General features: G+C 67.2%; 19 protein-coding genes and 1 tRNA gene. 11 read left to right on the top strand and 9 right to left on the bottom strand.

Going from position 1 to position 16,567, the window contains the following annotated elements; translation table 11 throughout:
• Positions 1-39 precede the first annotated feature (39 nt).
• From AC1DJN_RS01380 to AC1DJN_RS01365, 4 genes are read left to right on the top strand one after another with little or no spacing between them, the layout of a single operon-like run.
• Positions 40-768 (top strand): hypothetical protein, encoded by a 729-nt coding sequence (locus AC1DJN_RS01380; protein WP_442251128.1) that lies wholly within the window; start codon positions 40-42, stop codon positions 766-768.
• The gene (locus AC1DJN_RS01375) at positions 765-1,355 is read left to right on the top strand and encodes a hypothetical protein (RefSeq protein ID WP_442251127.1); all 591 of its coding nucleotides are present in this window, start codon (positions 765-767) and stop codon (positions 1,353-1,355) included. Before AC1DJN_RS01380 ends, AC1DJN_RS01375 begins: the two co-directional genes overlap by 4 nt.
• Positions 1,352-1,663 carry a hypothetical protein gene (locus AC1DJN_RS01370; protein ID WP_442251126.1) on the top strand — a complete coding sequence of 104 codons (312 nt, stop codon included), beginning with the start codon at positions 1,352-1,354 and terminating at the stop codon, positions 1,661-1,663. The genes AC1DJN_RS01375 and AC1DJN_RS01370 overlap by 4 nt, the downstream gene beginning before the upstream one ends.
• Positions 1,650-1,853: a helix-turn-helix transcriptional regulator gene (locus AC1DJN_RS01365; RefSeq protein WP_442251125.1), complete on the top strand. Its 204-nt coding sequence runs from the start codon at positions 1,650-1,652 to the stop codon at positions 1,851-1,853. The genes AC1DJN_RS01370 and AC1DJN_RS01365 overlap by 14 nt, the downstream gene beginning before the upstream one ends.
• A 77-nt stretch (positions 1,854-1,930) precedes the next feature.
• On the opposite strand, the gene AC1DJN_RS01360 is transcribed toward AC1DJN_RS01365, so the two are convergent.
• Together AC1DJN_RS01360 and AC1DJN_RS01355 are read right to left on the bottom strand one after the other, a co-directional pair.
• Positions 1,931-2,020: transfer RNA gene (locus AC1DJN_RS01360), tRNA-Ser, on the bottom strand.
• A gap of 85 nt (positions 2,021-2,105) precedes the next feature.
• Positions 2,106-3,098, bottom strand: a complete 993-nt coding sequence (locus AC1DJN_RS01355) for a LysR family transcriptional regulator (protein ID WP_025878750.1) — start codon at positions 3,096-3,098, stop codon at positions 2,106-2,108.
• A 122-nt stretch (positions 3,099-3,220) separates the two neighbouring features.
• Between AC1DJN_RS01355 and AC1DJN_RS01350 the strand changes: the two genes are divergently transcribed.
• Together AC1DJN_RS01350 and AC1DJN_RS01345 are read left to right on the top strand one after the other, a co-directional pair.
• Positions 3,221-3,808: an FMN-dependent NADH-azoreductase gene (locus AC1DJN_RS01350; protein WP_032976247.1), complete on the top strand. Its 588-nt coding sequence runs from the start codon at positions 3,221-3,223 to the stop codon at positions 3,806-3,808.
• 130 nt (positions 3,809-3,938) lie between these two features.
• On the top strand, positions 3,939-4,289 hold the full coding sequence (locus tag AC1DJN_RS01345) for an SH3 domain-containing protein (protein WP_442251124.1): 351 nt from the start codon (positions 3,939-3,941) through the stop codon (positions 4,287-4,289).
• Between the two features lie 131 nt (positions 4,290-4,420).
• Here the strand turns inward: AC1DJN_RS01345 and serS are convergent, their stop codons facing one another.
• On the bottom strand, positions 4,421-5,701 hold the full coding sequence (serS, locus tag AC1DJN_RS01340; protein WP_478038633.1) for a serine--tRNA ligase: 1,281 nt from the start codon (positions 5,699-5,701) through the stop codon (positions 4,421-4,423).
• A gap of 113 nt (positions 5,702-5,814) precedes the next feature.
• Here serS and AC1DJN_RS01335 point away from each other — a divergent pair, with 113 nt between their 5' ends.
• Both AC1DJN_RS01335 and AC1DJN_RS01330 read left to right on the top strand, forming a co-directional pair.
• On the top strand, positions 5,815-6,459 hold the full coding sequence (locus tag AC1DJN_RS01335; RefSeq protein ID WP_478038631.1) for an energy transducer TonB: 645 nt from the start codon (positions 5,815-5,817) through the stop codon (positions 6,457-6,459).
• 118 nt (positions 6,460-6,577) lie between these two features.
• Entirely contained in the window at positions 6,578-7,147 is a 570-nt protein-coding gene (locus AC1DJN_RS01330) for an energy transducer TonB (RefSeq protein ID WP_442251123.1), read from the top strand.
• Positions 7,148-7,303: 156 nt separating this feature from the next.
• Here the strand turns inward: AC1DJN_RS01330 and aroA are convergent, their stop codons facing one another.
• The 4 genes from aroA to AC1DJN_RS01310 all read right to left on the bottom strand — a co-directional run bounded on the left by aroA (position 7,304) and on the right by AC1DJN_RS01310 (position 12,058).
• The gene (aroA, locus tag AC1DJN_RS01325; protein WP_478038628.1) at positions 7,304-8,611 is read right to left on the bottom strand and encodes a 3-phosphoshikimate 1-carboxyvinyltransferase; all 1,308 of its coding nucleotides are present in this window, start codon (positions 8,609-8,611) and stop codon (positions 7,304-7,306) included.
• Positions 8,612-8,685: 74 nt separating this feature from the next.
• The gene (gene pheA, locus AC1DJN_RS01320; RefSeq protein ID WP_025878757.1) at positions 8,686-9,876 is read right to left on the bottom strand and encodes a prephenate dehydratase; all 1,191 of its coding nucleotides are present in this window, start codon (positions 9,874-9,876) and stop codon (positions 8,686-8,688) included.
• Positions 9,877-9,927: 51 nt separating this feature from the next.
• On the bottom strand, positions 9,928-11,013 hold the full coding sequence (gene serC, locus AC1DJN_RS01315; RefSeq protein WP_442252144.1) for a 3-phosphoserine/phosphohydroxythreonine transaminase: 1,086 nt from the start codon (positions 11,011-11,013) through the stop codon (positions 9,928-9,930).
• A 235-nt stretch (positions 11,014-11,248) separates the two neighbouring features.
• Positions 11,249-12,058, bottom strand: coding sequence for an FHA domain-containing protein (locus AC1DJN_RS01310; RefSeq protein ID WP_478038623.1), 810 nt, complete (start codon positions 12,056-12,058; stop codon positions 11,249-11,251).
• A gap of 125 nt (positions 12,059-12,183) precedes the next feature.
• Between AC1DJN_RS01310 and AC1DJN_RS01305 the strand changes: the two genes are divergently transcribed.
• The 3 genes from AC1DJN_RS01305 (at position 12,184) to AC1DJN_RS01295 (ending at position 14,287) form a co-directional block, all read left to right on the top strand.
• On the top strand, positions 12,184-12,459 hold the full coding sequence (locus AC1DJN_RS01305; RefSeq protein WP_025876985.1) for a polyhydroxyalkanoic acid system family protein: 276 nt from the start codon (positions 12,184-12,186) through the stop codon (positions 12,457-12,459).
• An 81-nt stretch (positions 12,460-12,540) separates the two neighbouring features.
• Positions 12,541-13,032 (top strand): phasin family protein, encoded by a 492-nt coding sequence (locus AC1DJN_RS01300; protein WP_025876984.1) that lies wholly within the window; start codon positions 12,541-12,543, stop codon positions 13,030-13,032.
• Between the two features lie 238 nt (positions 13,033-13,270).
• Positions 13,271-14,287: a restriction endonuclease gene (locus AC1DJN_RS01295; RefSeq protein ID WP_313116569.1), complete on the top strand. Its 1,017-nt coding sequence runs from the start codon at positions 13,271-13,273 to the stop codon at positions 14,285-14,287.
• A gap of 131 nt (positions 14,288-14,418) precedes the next feature.
• Here the strand turns inward: AC1DJN_RS01295 and hutC are convergent, their stop codons facing one another.
• Both hutC and AC1DJN_RS01285 read right to left on the bottom strand, forming a co-directional pair.
• The gene (gene hutC / locus AC1DJN_RS01290; RefSeq protein WP_093819095.1) at positions 14,419-15,147 is read right to left on the bottom strand and encodes a histidine utilization repressor; all 729 of its coding nucleotides are present in this window, start codon (positions 15,145-15,147) and stop codon (positions 14,419-14,421) included.
• 28 nt (positions 15,148-15,175) lie between these two features.
• Positions 15,176-16,546, bottom strand: coding sequence for a formimidoylglutamate deiminase (locus AC1DJN_RS01285; protein ID WP_478038621.1), 1,371 nt, complete (start codon positions 16,544-16,546; stop codon positions 15,176-15,178).
• Positions 16,547-16,567: the final 21 nt, after the last annotated feature.

Here is a 16,567-nt window from a genome sequence, read left to right as displayed (position 1 = left end):
GCGCCTCACAGTTTGCAGGGCAGCGTCAGGGAGTGGCCGATGGCTGACCAGCTGCTCACCGCTGCCCCAGTCGACCACGGCAGCATCGACGTAGACCTGGCGCACGAGATTGCCGCGTCGATGATCGCCCGACGCGTTGCCCGCGGCTGGTCGAGGCAGACGATCCTCTCCAGCATCGAGTTCGGTCGCACACCATGCCGGCGCGGCTTCTACATGATGAAGGCTGGTGGGATCGCAATCGGGCCGTTTGCGTTCACGTGCTTCAGCGAAATTTCGGGCCGAGGTGGCCTCTTCTCGATTCGCGATCTGCTGCCTCCGCTTTCTGATCGAACGCATGCAGGTGTCGAAGAGCTGCAGCCGTTCCGGGTCGGCGACAAGGTGTGGTCCTGGTACAAGGACGAGCCAAACGCCAACTACGGCCTGCCAGACCTTCCTGGCGACGCGAGCAACTGGCGCCGTAGGCCGCGGCTGTTCACCGTTCGCGGTGTGAGCGGGCCGTTCACCGAACGAGGGTTCTGCGCCGGTCGGCCCCACTACCTCCTGAAGCTGCGCTATCAGGAAGGCCCCTCCGCAGACCACTACAACGCCGGCAATCACGACGTATGCCCGATCAAAGGACGGCCGTGGCAGATGCGCGCCGACGGCGAATACCTGGAGCTGGTGCAGCGTGCAGTGCGTGCAGCAAAGCCGCGCCGGGCTGCATCAGCGCCGGCACCTGTCCCGCCCTTTCCACCACCCCTGCCGGCCCAACTGGACCTGTTCGCATGACCGCCACATCGTTCCCAAGCAGCCCGGCCGCCGTGATTGATGCCACCAAGGCATCGTCGCGGACTGCAGCCATTGTCTCCGAGCTGTGCCATATCGATCCGGCCGGCCCACCGGTGCCCGCCGAGCGCGCCCACGCACTTGGGCATGCACTGAAGGACGAGCTCTACTCGTCCCATGTGGTTCGCTGGGAATACCGCCACAAGGACGACGTTGGCCCCGGTTGTTGGATGCAAGCCGATGCCGCGCAGGTCTGCTACGCAGATACGCGCGGCTTGGTCATCCGCGCCCTGTTCGACAAACCACGCGTGCCGCAGCCGGAGAAGGAACACGTGTTCAAGAACCGCACCTGCACTAGGTGCGGCGACCCCGAAGACTGGGCAGGCCCGGACTGCATGCCATCGGCGCAGCCGGTGGATCCGCGCAGCCGGCTTCCGTTCGATCCGCGCTGGCTGTTACAGCCGCTGCAGTGGCTGATCGACGCCGGACCTATCCCCATCAACAGTTTTGACAGGCGTTTTAGGTCCAAGGAAGCGGCGTTCCTCCGGGACCAACTGAATGCCTACATCGAGGAGTGCGAGAAGCCATGACACAGCGACAGATCAGCCATCCCGAAGGGCTGCCGGCCTGCGCCGCCGGCCACCGCGCGCGCCACATCCACGACATGCGCTGCACCAGCGCCGGCGGTGGCCACCTGGTCGAATGCTGCTGCAGATCGACCGGCAAGAAGCCGGACCCCGATGCAGCGCTGGCCGAGTGGCGGCGGATCAACCGACCAGCGCGGAGCCCGCGCGCCGTGCCGACCGCTCCCGGCAACATCGTGCAGTTCAAGCTCGGTCTGGCCGAGCAGCCACCAAAGCTGCAGCGCGCGGCAGGAGGCAATCATGGCCGCGGCTGAGAAGTTGGAAGAGCTGTTGTCATTGGAACGGGTGCGGCAGGTGACCGGCATGGGCACCACCTTCATATACGGCGAGATCAAGGCCGGCCGCTTCCCGCGCTCAATCCGCATTGGCCGGCGCGCACTGTGGATACAATCCGAGGTGCAGGGCTGGGTTCGGCAGCAAATCGCGCTGAATCGGTCGCTGTAGGTGGATGGGTAAGCGGGCGGGTAGCAATAGCTGAGACAAAGAAAAAGCCCATATTTCTAGGGGCTTTTCGAAAATTCTGGCGGAGAGAGTGGGATTCGAACCCACGGAAGGTTTAACCCTTCGCCGGTTTTCAAGACCGGTGCCTTAAACCGCTCGGCCATCTCTCCGTATCGGCCCAGCCTGCTGGCCGGGCACGCATTCTCGCACGGCCAGGCGATTTGCCCAAGACCGTTGTTCCATCGGAGGCTGGCCTCAGCCCGCGTCCACCGCCAACGCACCCAGCGCACTGGCCTTGATACGCTCCTTGGCCTTCTCGCAGGCGCCACCGCAATCCAGGCGCGAGGCCTCCAGCTGCGGCGGCAGGTGTTCGGCCAGGAAGTCGATGAATACCCGCACCGCCGGCAGCAGGCCGCGACGCGAGGCGAACACGGCATGGCACACGCCCTGGGGCAGCGACCAGTCCGGCAGCACCACTTCCAGCTCGCCGTTGCGCACGGCATCGGCGCAGACGGTTTCCGGCAGCATGGTGATGCCGAAGCCGTCCTTCACCATGCTCTGCAGCAGCGGGAAGTCGAAACCGGCCACGCGCGGCTGCAGGTCCACCCGGCGCACCGCGCCTTCCGGTCCGTGCAGTTCCCAGCGCTGGCGCGCCTCGTCTTCGCTGATGCTGAGGGTTACGTGGTTGGCCAGCTCTTCCGGGTCCTTCGGGCGACCGGCGCGGTCCAAGTACTTCGGGCTGGCCACCAGCAGTTCCTGCACCTGGCCGAAGCTGCGCATCACCAGGCTGCCGTCGTCATCCAGCCGCGAACGCACGCGCAGGGCGACGTCGTAGCCCTCGTTGATGATGTCGACACGGCGGTTGCTGATGTTCAGCTGCAGCCGCACCTTCGGGTACTGCTCGAGGAACTTGGGCAGCAGCTTGGGCAGCTGCATCTGCGCCAGCGACACCGGCACGCTGGCGCGCACCAGGCCGCGCGGCTCGGCGCTGAGGCGGTCCACCACCTCGCGCGCGGCCTGCGCCTCAGCCAGCATGGTCTGGGCGTGGCGGTGCACGCTGGTACCGACGTCGGTGACGGCGAAGCGGCGCGTGGAGCGCTGCAGCAGGCGCACGCCCAGGTCCGTTTCCAGCTGGCTGATACGGCGGCTCAGGCGCGACTTGGGGATGCCCAGTGCGCGCTCGGCGGCGGCGAAACCGCCGTGGTCGACCACCATCGCGAAGTAGTACAGATCATTCAGGTCATGCATACCCGAGTTCCATTGATAGAACAATACGTGGCATTCAACCACCTTTATCCCGTCGATGCAACAACCTATCGTTCTCTCCGTCGGCGGCAAGCCCGCCACCTCTCCCGAACATAGGTACTGCCATGAAGCTTCTGCACATCGACGCCAGCGTGCTTGGCGACAACTCCGTCTCCCGCCACCTGACCGCCGCCGTGGTGGCCCAGTTCAAGCAGCAGATCGACGGCCTGCAGGTTGATTATCGCGATCTTGACGCCAATCCGGTACCGCATCTGCGCAGCGGGTCGCTGGCCAAGACCGACCCGGCCGAGGCCGCTGATGCTGAACAGGTGCTCGAGCAGTTCCTGGCCGCAGACATCGTGGTGATCGGTGCGCCGATGTACAACTTCAGCGTGCCCTCCACCCTGAAGGCCTGGATCGACCGCGTGGCGGTGGCCGGGCGCACCTTCAAGTACACCGAGAACGGCCCGGTGGGCCTGGCCGGTGGCAAGCGGGTGATCGTGGTCAGCAGCCGTGGCGGCATCTACACCGATTCGCCGGCGGATTTCCAGGAGCCCTTCCTGCGCCAGACGTTTGCCTTCTGGGGCATCAACGAAATCGAGTTCGTGCGTGCCGAGGGCATCGCCTATTCGCCGCAGCATCGCGAAGACGCCATTGCCGGTGCACTGGCAGCGCTGCCGTCGCATGAGGCGGCGGAAGTGGCAGCGGCGTAACGCGTTCCAGCGTTCGGCGCCTCTCTCCCTCGTCTGGGCGCTGAACGCGGGCCGGGATTCCCTCCCCCATCCCGGCCCACCCTGGCGGCCCTGCTTTTGCGGGGCCGCTTTTTTTTGCCACCATGAGGCGATGAACTACATCGTGATGGCTGCGCACCGCAGCGAATTTCCGCACCCGATCACCCTGCACCGTGGCCAGGCACTGGTGGTGGGCGATCGTTATGAGGGGCCCGAGGGTTGGGAGGACTGGTTTCTGTGCGAGGCCGAGGGACAGCAGCCGGGGTTCGTGCCGGCGCCGGTGATCGGTCGCGATTCGCAGGGTGGCGCGTTTGCCACGGAGGATTACTGCGCGCGGGAGCTTGATGTGGACCCGGGGCAGCACCTGCGCGGCGTGCGCACGCTCAATGGGTGGGCGTGGTGTGTGCCGGCGGCTGGCGAGGCCGGTTGGGTACCGCTGGAGAAGTTGCGCGTAGCAGGTTGATGGATTGCGTCATCMACGCATGGCGTGGATGCCGCACCGCCTCAGTAGATCCACGCCATGCGTGGATGCGGTGCCGACATGGCCGGCACCCATCAGAAGGCCGCCGGGCATGGCCCGGCGCTACCGGCTGATCAGCCGATGGTTTCGATGCCGCCCATGTACGGGCGCAGGGCTTCAGGCACGGTGATGCTGCCGTCGGCGTTCTGGTAGTTCTCCATCACCGCGATCATTGCGCGGCCGACGGCCACGCCCGAGCCGTTCAGGGTGTGCGCCAGCTCCGGCTTGCCGGTGGCCGGGTTGCGCCAGCGGGCCTGCATGCGGCGGGCCTGGAAGTCACCACAGTTCGAGCACGAAGAAATCTCGCGGTAGGTCTCCTGCGACGGCAGCCAGACTTCCAGGTCGTAGGTCTTGATGGCCGAGAAGCCCATGTCGCCGGTGCACAGCAGCACCTTGCGGTACGGCAGGCCGAGCTTCTCCAGCACCACTTCGGCGCAGCGGGTCATGCGCTGGTGTTCGGCGTCGCTGTCTTCCGGGCGGCAGATCGAAACCAGCTCGACCTTCTCGAACTGATGCTGGCGGATCATGCCGCGCACGTCGCGGCCACCGCTGCCGGCTTCGGAACGGAAGCACAGCGAATGGGCGGTCATGCGCAGCGGCAGGCGCTCGGCGTCGAGGATCTCGTCGCGGGCGATGTTGGTCAGCGAGATTTCCGAGGTCGAGATGAGGTAACGCTTCTGCTCACCCAGCTGGGTGATGAACATGTCCTCTTCGAACTTGGGCAGCTGGCCGGTGCCGTACAGGCTGTCGGCGTTGACGATCACCGGCACGTTGGTTTCCTGATACTCATGCTCGCCGCTGTGCAGGTCGAGCATGAACTGGGCCAGGGCGCGATGCAGGCGGGCGATCGGGCCACGCAGCACGGTGAAGCGCGAACCGGACAGCTTGGCGGCGGTCTCGCCGTCCAGCCACTTGTTGCGGGCGCCCAGTTCGACGTGGTCGAGCACCTTGAAATCGAACTGGCGCGGGGTACCCCAGCGCGACTGCTCGACGTTCTCGCTCTCGTCGGCGCCAGCCGGCACGTCATCGGCGGGAATGTTCGGGATGCCCATGGAGATCGTGTCGATCTTCTCGCGCAGCTCGTCCAGGGCCACTTCCGAGGCCTTCAGCTCATCGGCGAACGCGGCAACCTCGGCCATGATGGCCGAAACGTCTTCGCCCTTGGCCTTGGCCTGGCCGATAGCCTTGGAACGGCTGTTGCGCAGGCTCTGCAGCTCCTGGGTACGCACCTGGATGCGCTTGCGATCGGCCTCCAGYGACTCCAGSSCRGASACGTCGAGCTCGAARCCGCGSSWGGTGCGCAGGCGTTCGGCGAGGTCGGCGGGCTGGTGGCGGAGCAGGGCTGGATCAAGCATGGCAGGCGTCGTGGTGGGTAACAGGAACGGGATTATCGCCTGTTATACGGAATTCTGCCGCCCGGTTCATTCCGGCCGTGGCAGAATCGAGGCATTCCGTACTGGTCTGGTCCATGTCTGCTCCCCGTCCGTCGCCTGCCAAGTCGTTCACCGTGCATATCCCGCGCAACGCCCTGAAGATCGCCGGCATCGCCTTCGGCGTGGGCATCCTGCTGTTCGTGCTGGTCTGGCTGACCGGACGCGACAAGGAATTCTTCCGTGCCGACCCGGCCGCGCAGACGCCGCAGGAAACCGCCCAGGTGGAACCGCTGCCCGAACCACTGGCCGCGGCGGCCGGTTCCAGCGACRTGCCAGACGCCAAGCCGGCCCCGGTGCCGGACGAGGAAGATGCGCCGAAGCTGGTGGAAACCGCCCCGCCCCCGCCACCGGCCACGGTTGAACCCGCTCCGGCCGCGCCGGGTACTGCGGCACCGGCAACCGCCAATGCGCAGCCGATGCCGATTGCCGGCCAGTCGCCGCCGCCGGCCTACCCGGCCGCCGCCCTGCGACGCGGTGAAGCGGGCAGCGTGGTGGTGCGGGTGGAGGTGGACGCCACCGGCTACCCGAACAACGTGACTGTGATCCAGCGCAGCGGTTCGCGCGAGCTGGACCGTGCAGCAACGGACGCGGTGCGTCGCTGGCGCTTCAGCCCGGCAGTCAGCAATGGCCAGCCGGTACCCGGCAGCATTGAAGTGCCGTTCGACTTCAAGCCGCAGTAACTGAACGCTTCCCCGCAGAAAAGCTGAACCTTGCAGGTTGCGTTGACGCAATGCTGACACGCTTCGACGCCGCCTCGGGCAACACTCTGGGCGTCGTTACTGACGTGAGGAGTTTGCGATGACTGCCACCACCCACGAGAACCTTCATTCGCCGCAACTGCAGCAGGACCGCGAGCTCGAGCCGCGCTCGACCTCCCCTTGGCTGTGGCTGGCCCTGATCGTGGCGATGTTCGCTGCGGCACTGGTCTGGCTGCGATTCTCCAGCCATGACGATGTTGCGCCTGCGCCGGTAAGCGAGCGCATGCTGCCGGCCACGGAAACGCCGGTCGCCACCACGCCCACCCCGGCTGCGCGACAGGCCGTGCCCGCGCAGAGCGAGCGCAAGGCAGCCCCCGCCGTACGCAACCGTGAGGCGCGTCCGCTGGCGAGCAACAGCAAGCCCAGCTATCCGGCCGCCGCGCTGCGCAGTGGCGTGCAGGGCAGCGTGGTTGCCAGCTTGAACGTGGATACGCGTGGCAACGTGACCGACGCTGCGATCGTGTCGCGCAGTGGTGAGCGCAGCCGCGACCTGGACCGTGCCGTGCTGAACACCGTGCAGGGCTGGAAGTTCGAGCCGGCCATGCACCAGGGCCGTGCGGTGGCCAGCGTGGTACGCGTGCCGGTGGATTTCCGTACCGAACAGCGTTGATCGCCGGCTGACGCCTGAAATGAAAACGGAGGCCTCGGCCTCCGTTTTTTTGCGCGCGCGTTGGGATTCCGCCGGGCATGGCCCGGCGCTACCGGAACAGGCGCCGAAGGGTAGCGCCGGGCCATGCCCGGCGAGCGCAGCGGCGCCGGGACTACCTCAGGCCAGGTTGAAGCCGGCGCTGCGTGCGAGTCCGTCGAAATCCGGGAAGGACGTTGCAACGTTGGCGATGTCGTTGATGCGCACTTCACCATGGCTGATCTGGCCGGCAATGGCGAAGGCCATTGCGATGCGATGATCACCGTGGCTTTGAATGGTGCCACTGCCCAGCGATACGCCGCCGTGCAGGGTGGCGCCATCTTCGGTTTCGTCCACCTGCATGCCCAGCGCGCGCAGGCCGGTCGCCATCGCGGCCAGGCGATCGGATTCCTTCACCCGCAGTTCGGCGGCGCCGGTCACCACGGTCTGGCCTTCGGCGGCAGCAGCGGCCACGAACAATGCCGGGAACTCGTCGATCATGTCCGGCACCAGCTCCTCGGGAATGCGCGCACCCTTCAGCGGCGCGTAGCGCACCAGCAGATCGGCCACCGCTTCGCCGCCCTGCTCTGCCGGGTTCTGTTCGGTGATGTCCGCGCCCATCAGGCGCAGCGCGTGCAGCAGGCCGGTACGGCGCGGATTGAGGCCGACCTGCTTCAGGCGCAGTTCGGAGCCGGGAATGATGCTGGCCGCGACCAGGAAAAACGCGGCCGAGGAGAAGTCGGCCGGCACCACGATATCGGTCGCGCGCAGGCGCTGGCCACCACGCAGGCGGGCCTTGCCCGGCGAGAACGCGATGTCCASGCCGAACGCGGACAGCATGCGCTCGGTGTAGTCGCGGGTCGGGTGCGGCTCAGTGACGCTGGTTTCGCCGTGCGCGTACAGGCCGGCCAGCAGCACGGCGGACTTGATCTGCGCACTGGCCACCGGCGAGGCAAAGTCGATGCCGTGCAGCGTCTGCCCGCCATGCACGTGCAGCGGCGGCGTGCCGTCTTCCTCGGTGTCGATCTTCGCGCCCATCTGCGACAGCGGACCGGTGACGCGGCGCATCGGACGGCCGGACAACGATTCGTCGCCGACCAGCGTGCAGTCGAAGGCCTGACCGGCCAGCAGGCCGGCCAGCAGGCGCATGCCGGTGCCGGCATTGCCACAGTCGAGCGGTGCGCTGGGTGCCTGCAGGCMATCGATGCCGACGCCGTGCACGACGCGCTGCGACGCACTGGGGGTTTCGATGCGCACGCCCAGCTGGCTGAAGATGCGCGCGGTGGCGCGGGTGTCTTCGCCTTCCAGGAAGCCTTCGATATGCGAGGTGCCATCGGCCAGCGCGGCGAACATCACCGAGCGGTGCGAGACCGACTTGTCGCCGGGAATGGTCAGGCTGCCCTGCAGGGGCTGGCCCTTGCGGGCGATCCAGTGCTGCGCGTTGCTCATCGTTGAATGGTTCCGTAAACGCCGGCTCGCCGGCGGTGCATCAGGGGCGGCGGCCGCAGCCGCCGCAGCAGGGATCAGGGCACGGCTACCGGATAGGAGCCAAGCACCTTGATCTGCGCCGAGTGCGCTTCCAGTTCGGCCAGTGCGGCCTGCATCGGCGCATCGTCGATGTGACCGGCCAGGTCGATGAAGAAGCCGTATTCCCACTTGCCGTGGTGCGAGGGGCGCGACTCGATACGGTTCATGCTGATGCCATGGCGCGCGAACGGGCTGAGCACATCGAACAGCGCGCCGGGCTTGTCATGGATGAACACCAGCACCGAGGTGCGGTCATGGCCGGAGGTCGGGAAGATGTTGCGCCCCACCACCAGGAAACGGGTGGTGTTGTCGGCATCGTTCTGGATCGGCTTGGTGACGACCTTCTTCAGGCCGTACACATGGCCGGCGCTCTCGCCGCCAATGGCCGCGGCATCGTCGGCGTTGCGCGCACGGCGCGCACCTTCGGCGTTGCTGGCCACCGGGATCTTCTCGGCCTTGGGCAGGTTGGCGCGCATCCATGCCGAGGTCTGCATGAACGACTGCGGATGGCCGTAGACGCGCTCGATGTCCTCGATGCGGCCACTGCGCGACATCAGGTACTGCTGCACGCGTAGTTCCACTTCGCCGCAGATCTTCAGGTTGGAAGTGAGGAACATGTCCAGGGTGATCTGGATGGTGCCCTGCCCCGAGTTTTCCACCGGCACCACGCCGAAATCGGCGTTGCCCGCTTCCACTTCCTGGAACACTTCTTCGATGCTGGCCATCGGCAGGCCCAGCGCCGAGCGGCCGAAATGCTTGAGCACGGCCTGCTGGCTGAAGGTACCTTCCGGACCGAGGTAGCCGATCTTCAACGGCTCCTGCTGGGCCAGGCAGGCCGACATGATTTCGCGGTAGACGTGCACCAGCAGCTCATCGCTGAGCGGGCCTTCGTTTCGATCCACCACCATGCGCAGCACCTGCGCCTCGCGCTCGGGGCGGTAGTAGTCGACGGCGGCGGCGAGCTTGCCCTTGGCCTTGCCGACCTGGTGGGCRAACTGTGCGCGTTCGGCGATCAGGCTCTGGATGTCACGGTCGATCTGGTCGATCTTCGAACGCACATCGGCCAGTGCCAGTGGCGCCAGGGTCGGCACCGCGGTTGCCTTCGACTTGCCCTTGGGCTTGGAAGTGGCGCTGTCCTTGGCCGGCTCGGCCTTCTTCGACGCCTTCTTGCTGGGTTTGCTTGCCATCGGAATTCCTTGTTGCGGGGCGCGCACCCGACGATGCGCGCCGTTCATTGCTCAGCCGTGACGCTGCTGGAAATCGGCCATGAAGGCGACCAGCGCCTCGGCCCCGGCCAGCGGCATGGCGTTGTAGAGCGAGGCGCGGATGCCACCGACCACCTTGTGACCCTTCAGCGCCAGCAGGCCGGCGGCCTTGGCATCGGCGACGAAACGGGCATCGAGGTCGGTGTTGGGCAGGAAGAACGGGATGTTCATCCGCGAGCGCGCCGAATGGGCGACCTCGTTGCGATAGAAGCCGCCGGAAGCATCGATGGCGCCGTACACCAGCGCGGCCTTGGCGGCGTTGCGCTTGGCGAACTCGACCACGCCACCTTCGGCCAGCATCCACTTGAACACCAGACCGGCCAGGTACCAGTTCCAGGTGGGCGGGGTGTTGAGCATGGAATCGCGGGCGACGTGCGAGCGGTAATCGAAGATGTCCGCGCGTGGCTGGCCACTACGCTCCAGCAGGTCGCGACGGATGATCATCACCGCGATGCCGACCGGGCCCAGGTTCTTCTGCGCACCGGCATAGATGACACCGTAGCGGCGCACGTCCAGCGGCTCRCTGGCGATGGACGAACTGAAGTCTGCCACCAGCGGCACGTTGCCGGTCTCGGGCACATCACGGAACTCGACGCCGTGGATGGTCTCGTTGGCAGTGATGTGCACGTACGCGGCGTCGGGAGAGAGCTGCCAACCGGCGCGCTCGGGCAGCTGGCGATACCCTTCGGCCTCGCTGCTGGCGGCGATGTTGACGTCCACGTAGGGGCTGGCCTGCTTGACTGCGGTCTTGCCCCAGTGGCCGGTGACCACGTAGTCGGCACGCTGGCCGGGGCTGGCGAAGTTGAGCGGGATCAACGCCTGCTGGGTGGTGGCACCACCGGGCAGGAACAGCACCGCATAGTCCTCGGGAACATCGAGCAGGCGACGCAGGTCGGCCTCGGCCTCGGCGGCCACGGACATGAACTCCGGACCGCGATGGCTCATTTCCACGATGGAGGCACCGCTACCGTGCCAGTCCAGCATTTCCGCCTGCGCCTGGCGCAGGACCGATTCCGGCAACGTTGCAGGGCCGGCACTGAAGTTGAACGCGCGCGTCATGGCACACCTGTGGGGCAAGACCCCTAGTATGCCGCACTGCACCAGCCTTGCGGCCTTGTGGCGCAAGGGAAATTTGGTTGCATCCGTATCCATTGCCGCGGCGGCACTGGTAGTGCCGGCCGCTGGCCGGCAACTGCAATCACCTTGGTTCACCGAGGTTGCCGGCCAGCGGCCGGCACTACCCAAAGCGGGTTGGTCCGGGTGGTAGCGCCGGGCCATGCCCGGCGGAACGAATTCAGCGCGCGCCGAACCAGAGCAGCAGGCTGAGCACGGCTGCCAGCAGCAACGCACTGCCCAGCAGCCACGGCCAGCGCCGCACCCGACGCGGAGCGACCGGTACCACCGGTGCCTGTTCGGCTTCGTCGCTGCCTTCGTCATCGGCCAGTGGCGGCCGCCGGCGCGGGTCATGCGGCACTTCCAGCACGAACCGGTGCTGGCCGTCGAACACGACCTGGTCGCCGGCCTGCAGCCAGCAGTGGCGTACGGCAACGCCGTTGACCCGGGTGCCATCGGCACTGCCCAGGTCGCGCAGCAGTACCCGCTCGCCATGGACTTCCACCCGCGCGTGCTGTTCGGCGAAGGCGGGTTCAYCGATCTCGATGTCGACATCGCTGCCACGGCCGATCACCCGCGCGCGCGCCAGGGGGTAGCTGCGGCCGTGGTGCAGGCCGCCCACACCGCGCAGCAGGCGCTGCTCGTCACCGCTGCCTTCGACGCTGGCTGCCGGCGCCGGTGCCTGCAGCAGGGTGTCGACCTCGCCCTGCAGGACCATTTCCACGCCATCGACGTAGACCGCGTCGCCCGCCCTCAGCAGGGCCATGCGCCGCACCGGGCGACCATTCACATGGATGCCACGGATACCGTTGCCGACCTGCAGCCAGAGGCCGCGGTCGTCCATGCAGAACTGCGCAAGCAGCAGCGCGCCGTTGCCGGCATCACCGAGGCGCACGCTGCCGTTTGCCTGGCGCACGATGCGCTGTACCCCGGGCCGCAGCGGCTGGTCGGGCTGTTGTTGTTGACTGAAGTGAACTAGCAGGTTCTGCACGCGGCGCAGACTAGCAGGTTGGCCGCCCACGAAGAAGAACCTGCGATGAGCGCTTGGCGTGGGCGCCGTCGATGCGCACAATGCTCGCCCTCTCAATTGATCCCCGCCCTGCGCCAGGAGCCTGCATGTCCACCATCGATGTCCGCCACGCCCACACCCTGCCCGACACCCAGGCACGTGAAGCGATCGAGCAGGTTGCCGCCAAGCTGGGCGAACGCTTCGGCCTGAAGTCGTCGTGGGCCGCCGACGTGCTGAATTTCTCCGGCAGTGGCGTGGACGGTGCGATCGAACTGCAGCCGGGCGCGGTGCGGGTCACGGCCAAGCTGGGCTTCCTGCTGTCGGCAATGAAGGGCATGGTGGAAAGCGAGATCCAGCGCGTGTTGAAGGAAAAGCTGGGCTGAACCTGCGCTGCAGCCATCACGGCCCAGCAACGGCGCGCCGCGCTACTCTCGGGGATAGGCCCAACTCCCACGGGGAATGCAATGAACCGTTACGAGAATGACGATCGCCGCGACGACGATGCCGGCTTCGGCGACCAGGCAGAGCGCTTTTCGCGCAAGCTGAGCGATTCGGCACAGCAGGTCTGGCTGGCCGGTCTGGGCGCCCTGGGGCGCGCGCAGGCAGAGGGAGGCCGTTTCTTCGATGGCCTGGTGAAGGAAGGCGAAGCCTGGGAAGCCCGCCGCCGTGAACGCAGCGGCGAGCAGGAACCGGGCTGGCGCGACAACGTCGAGCACTCGCTGGACGAAGCCCGCGAGAAGGCGTCCGGAACCTGGGACAAGGTCAACAAGGCCTTCGATGACCAGGTGCAGGGCGTACTCAAGCGACTGCACGTGCCGACCGCCGATCAGGTGACCGCGCTGGAAGCCCGCATCGATGCCCTGACCGCGCGCCTGGCCAAGCTCGAACACCGTGCCTCCACCGACGTGGATGCTCCCTCGCCGGGCAGCCACCAGTCGCCGGGAAGCACGCCCTGAACCGCCTTTGTTGCAACGCAATAAATTTTCGTTGACAATCGCGTAGAACCCGCCAATCGCTTCGGCTGCCGTTTGTTCCCTCCCCTCACGGCTTCAGGATTGGCGGGTTTTTTCGTGTCTGGCGCGTGCGGATCTGCGGGCTGCATCACGGTTGTTGTCGGGAACACCCTGACGCAATCAACCGGTCGGCCCTTTACACTGTGGGCTTCCGTTTTCGCCCCTTCCGTCGTCGCCCTGCATGCTTCCCTGGATTCTGGCCCTGCTGTCGGCCCTGCTTACCTGCACCCTGGCCACCGTGTACCTGTGGTGGTTCAAGCGTCGACGTACCGAAATGCAACTGGGCCTGCAGGCCTTGGCGGGCATGCACTGGCGTGAGTTTTCCACGCTGATCAAGCGCATGCTGCGCGAGCAGCGCGGCCTGCGTGAACTGCAGGATCCGAGCGAGGAAAGCCGCGAGCCGAGCAGCGATTTCCTGCTCAGCGATGGACCGAACACCTGGCGGGTGTCGTGCAAGCACGGCCTGGCCTATCGCATCGGCACCGCTGCGGTGAACGAACTGGGTGCTGCCGCGCGACTGGCAGGCGCCAAGGGCGGCATGCTGATCACCGAAGGCCGGGTTGAACGCGATGGCATGGGCGCGGCGGAAAAGCAGGCAGTGGAAGTAATCGATGGTCCGCGCCTGTGGCCACTGCTGCAGCCCTACCTGCCGGCCGATGTTGAGACCCGCGTGCGCGCGATCGCCCGCCATGAGGCGCTGCGCCGCATCGCCATTGCCGCACTGGCCTCAGTGACGCTGGGCCTGCTGGTCGGGCTTGGCCTGCAGGGCCTGCGCCCGGAACAGGCGGACCCGATCCCGGCACCGGCCGTTGCACCTGTCGCACCGCCGGCTGCACGTCCTGTGCCGACGCCCGCCGCGCCGGACAGCGCCGCGAATGCGCCCGCTCCCATGGTCGCCGCAGCCGCGCCGCAGAATGGCGACGACACGCGCAGCAATCCCAACCCGGACGCTGCCACGCTGGACCGCTACCAGGCCGAACTGGCCCGCGCGCTGGCGGGTCAATCCGGCATCGCCAGCGGCGTCTGGCTGACCCGGCAGACGCTGGCCATCAACCGCACCGGTGAACTGGAAACGGTGTGGCCACGCGTGTGCCAGGAAGTGCTGCGCTACCCCGCCCTGCGCAACGTGCGCGTGCAGCTCAACGCCCGCCCCGGTGTGGATGAGCCGGTGCGCTGGCGGCAGTGCGCGACGTATTGATAGGCTGAGGCGTGATGGTGCCGAGCTCGGCTGCTCGGCACCACATCCACGCATGGCGTGGATCTACTCACGGCGATTCATTCCCGCTTGGCTGAAAGCGCTCAGGGAAGAAGCCGAGCGTGGGTTCGCCCCTATCGCGCCCCGGGTGCGAAACGGGCGACCAGGTCCCAGGCATCGCCCAGGAACATCTGGCGCACGCGGGTGATCGGCTGTTCGCCGCGCCAGGTCAGGCGCTCGATCACCAGGCAGGCGGTACCGGGCTTCACGTCCAGCAGCCTGGCGGTGGGCGCATCGGCGCCCCAGGCGCTGATGCGGTGCTGGGCGCGCGTCCACGACACGTTCTGCAGCAGCCAGCTGCCCGGCGCGGTGGTGCTGAAATCCACCTCCAGCACCTCGGGCACGCCGACCGGGCTGATCAGGCGATGCTCCAGCGCCAGCGGCCGGCCATCGGCCAGATGCAGGCAGCGCATCGCCAGCAACTGCTCACTGCCGGCCAACTCCACTTCGCCGGCATTGGCTGCCTCGGCCAAGCGCAGTTCACGCTGCAGCAGCCGGTAGCCGTACTGATGTCCGCGCGATCCGACCTCCATTGCGATGTCCGGGATCTCCAGCGCCACCTGCTCCAGGTGCGGTGGCTGTCGAGCCACGAAGGAGCCCGCTCGGCGGCGGCGCTCGATCATGCCGCTCTCGGCCAGCGCCGTCAGCACCTTGTTCACCGTCATCCGCGAGCACCCGTACTGCTCCATCAGTTCGTGCTCGTACGGGATACGGAAGCCCGGCGCCCACTCTCCGCTGAGGATGCGGCTTTCCAGATCGCTGCGGATGCGCTGGTTGAGCGTGGCGGACTTGCTGGCCTTCACGTAGTGGAGTCTCGATGGTGGGAGGCGATCAGCCCAGCACGCCACGCAGGGCAGCGGCGAAGGCGCTGGTGATGGCCTCGCGCTGCAGGTGGCGGCCGTCGGCCACGCACTGGCGGCCATGGCGCCAGACCGATCGCAGCCCGCCATTACGTGCGGCGAACACCCAGCTGTCAAGCCATGCGTCACCGTGTCGCGCCTGCAACGCGGGGTGCGCGGCGTCCAGTTCAACCATGTCTGCGCTGGCACCGACCTGCAGGCCGGCGGCCACACCCAGCGCCTGGGCACCGCCCTGCAGCGCACCCTCGAATAGGAAGCGCCCGGTGCTGCGGCCGGCATCCGGGGCCAACACGTTGCGACCCCGCAGGGTCAGCCGCTGGCCGTATTCCAGCAGGCGCAACTCTTCTGCGGCATCGATCAGCACGTTGGAATCGGAGCCCACGCCGAAGCGCCCGCCCTCGCGCGCGAAGGCCTGCATCGGGAACAGGCCGTCGCCCAGGTTGGCCTCGGTGATCGGGCACAGCCCGGCCACGGCGTTGCTGGCGACCATCTGCGCGCGCTCGTCGTCGGTGATGTGGGTGGCGTGCACCAGGCACCAGCGCGCATCGACCGGGGCATGCTCGTACAGCCACTGCACCGGTCGCCGGCCACTCCACGCCAGGCAGGCCTCGACCTCGCGCACCTGCTCGGCGATATGGATGTGTATCGGGCCATCGGTCAGCGGCAGCAGTGCGCTCAGCTCCTCGCCCGTCACCGCGCGCAGGCTGTGCGGGGCGATGCCSAGCACCGCATCGGGCAGCGTGGCCAGCGCGGTGYGGGCACCATCAAGCAGCTGCGCGAACCCGTCTACGTCATGGATGAGGCGGCGCTGTGCCGGGTTCGGCGGCGCCCCACCGAAATCGGCGTGGGCGTAGAACACCGGCAGCAGGGTCAGGCCGATGCCGGTCTGCGCGGCCGCAGCAGCGATCTGCACACTCATCTCGGCGCGATTGGCGTAGGGGCGGCCATCGGCATCGTGGTGCAGGTAGTGGAAYTCGCCGACACGGGTGAAGCCGCTTTCCAGCATCTCCATGTAGGCCTGGGCGGCGATGGCCTGCACTGCATCCGGGCGCAGATGGGCCAGGAAGCGGTACATCAGTTCACGCCAGCTCCAGAAACTGTCGCCGTCGCCGCCACCGATCTCGGTCAGGCCGGCCATGCCGCGCTGGAAGGCGTGGCTGTGCAGGTTCGGCAGGCCCGGCACCAGGACGCCCACGCGAGTATCGCCTTGCTGCGCAGCCTGCCCACGCGTGACCGCGGCGATGCGCCCGTCCTGCACCTGCAGGCGGACGTCGGCGGCCCAGCCGTCGGCCAGCAGGGCGTGGGCGGCATGGAAGGAGTGCGCGGAACGCGAATCGGACATGGCTGGACAACCCGAATTGGA

The sequence above is a fragment of the Stenotrophomonas sp. 05L414_2 genome (assembly GCF_056397905.1).
Note: the sequence above shows the minus strand (reverse complement) of the source record. Positions and strands in the feature narration are given on the sequence as shown.

Coding starts and splice junctions, on each gene's coding strand:
- AC1DJN_RS01365 (WP_442251125.1), top strand. CDS start 1,650: ATGGCCGCGGCTGAGAAGTTGGAAGAGCTGTTGTCATTGGAACGGGTG.
- AC1DJN_RS01295 (WP_313116569.1), top strand. CDS start 13,271: ATGCTTCCCTGGATTCTGGCCCTGCTGTCGGCCCTGCTTACCTGCACC.
- AC1DJN_RS01305 (WP_025876985.1), top strand. CDS start 12,184: ATGTCCACCATCGATGTCCGCCACGCCCACACCCTGCCCGACACCCAG.
- AC1DJN_RS01330 (WP_442251123.1), top strand. CDS start 6,578: ATGACTGCCACCACCCACGAGAACCTTCATTCGCCGCAACTGCAGCAG.
- AC1DJN_RS01345 (WP_442251124.1), top strand. CDS start 3,939: ATGAACTACATCGTGATGGCTGCGCACCGCAGCGAATTTCCGCACCCG.
- AC1DJN_RS01370 (WP_442251126.1), top strand. CDS start 1,352: ATGACACAGCGACAGATCAGCCATCCCGAAGGGCTGCCGGCCTGCGCC.
- AC1DJN_RS01380 (WP_442251128.1), top strand. CDS start 40: ATGGCTGACCAGCTGCTCACCGCTGCCCCAGTCGACCACGGCAGCATC.
- AC1DJN_RS01300 (WP_025876984.1), top strand. CDS start 12,541: ATGAACCGTTACGAGAATGACGATCGCCGCGACGACGATGCCGGCTTC.
- AC1DJN_RS01350 (WP_032976247.1), top strand. CDS start 3,221: ATGAAGCTTCTGCACATCGACGCCAGCGTGCTTGGCGACAACTCCGTC.
- AC1DJN_RS01355 (WP_025878750.1), bottom strand. CDS start 3,098: ATGCATGACCTGAATGATCTGTACTACTTCGCGATGGTGGTCGACCAC.
- AC1DJN_RS01375 (WP_442251127.1), top strand. CDS start 765: ATGACCGCCACATCGTTCCCAAGCAGCCCGGCCGCCGTGATTGATGCC.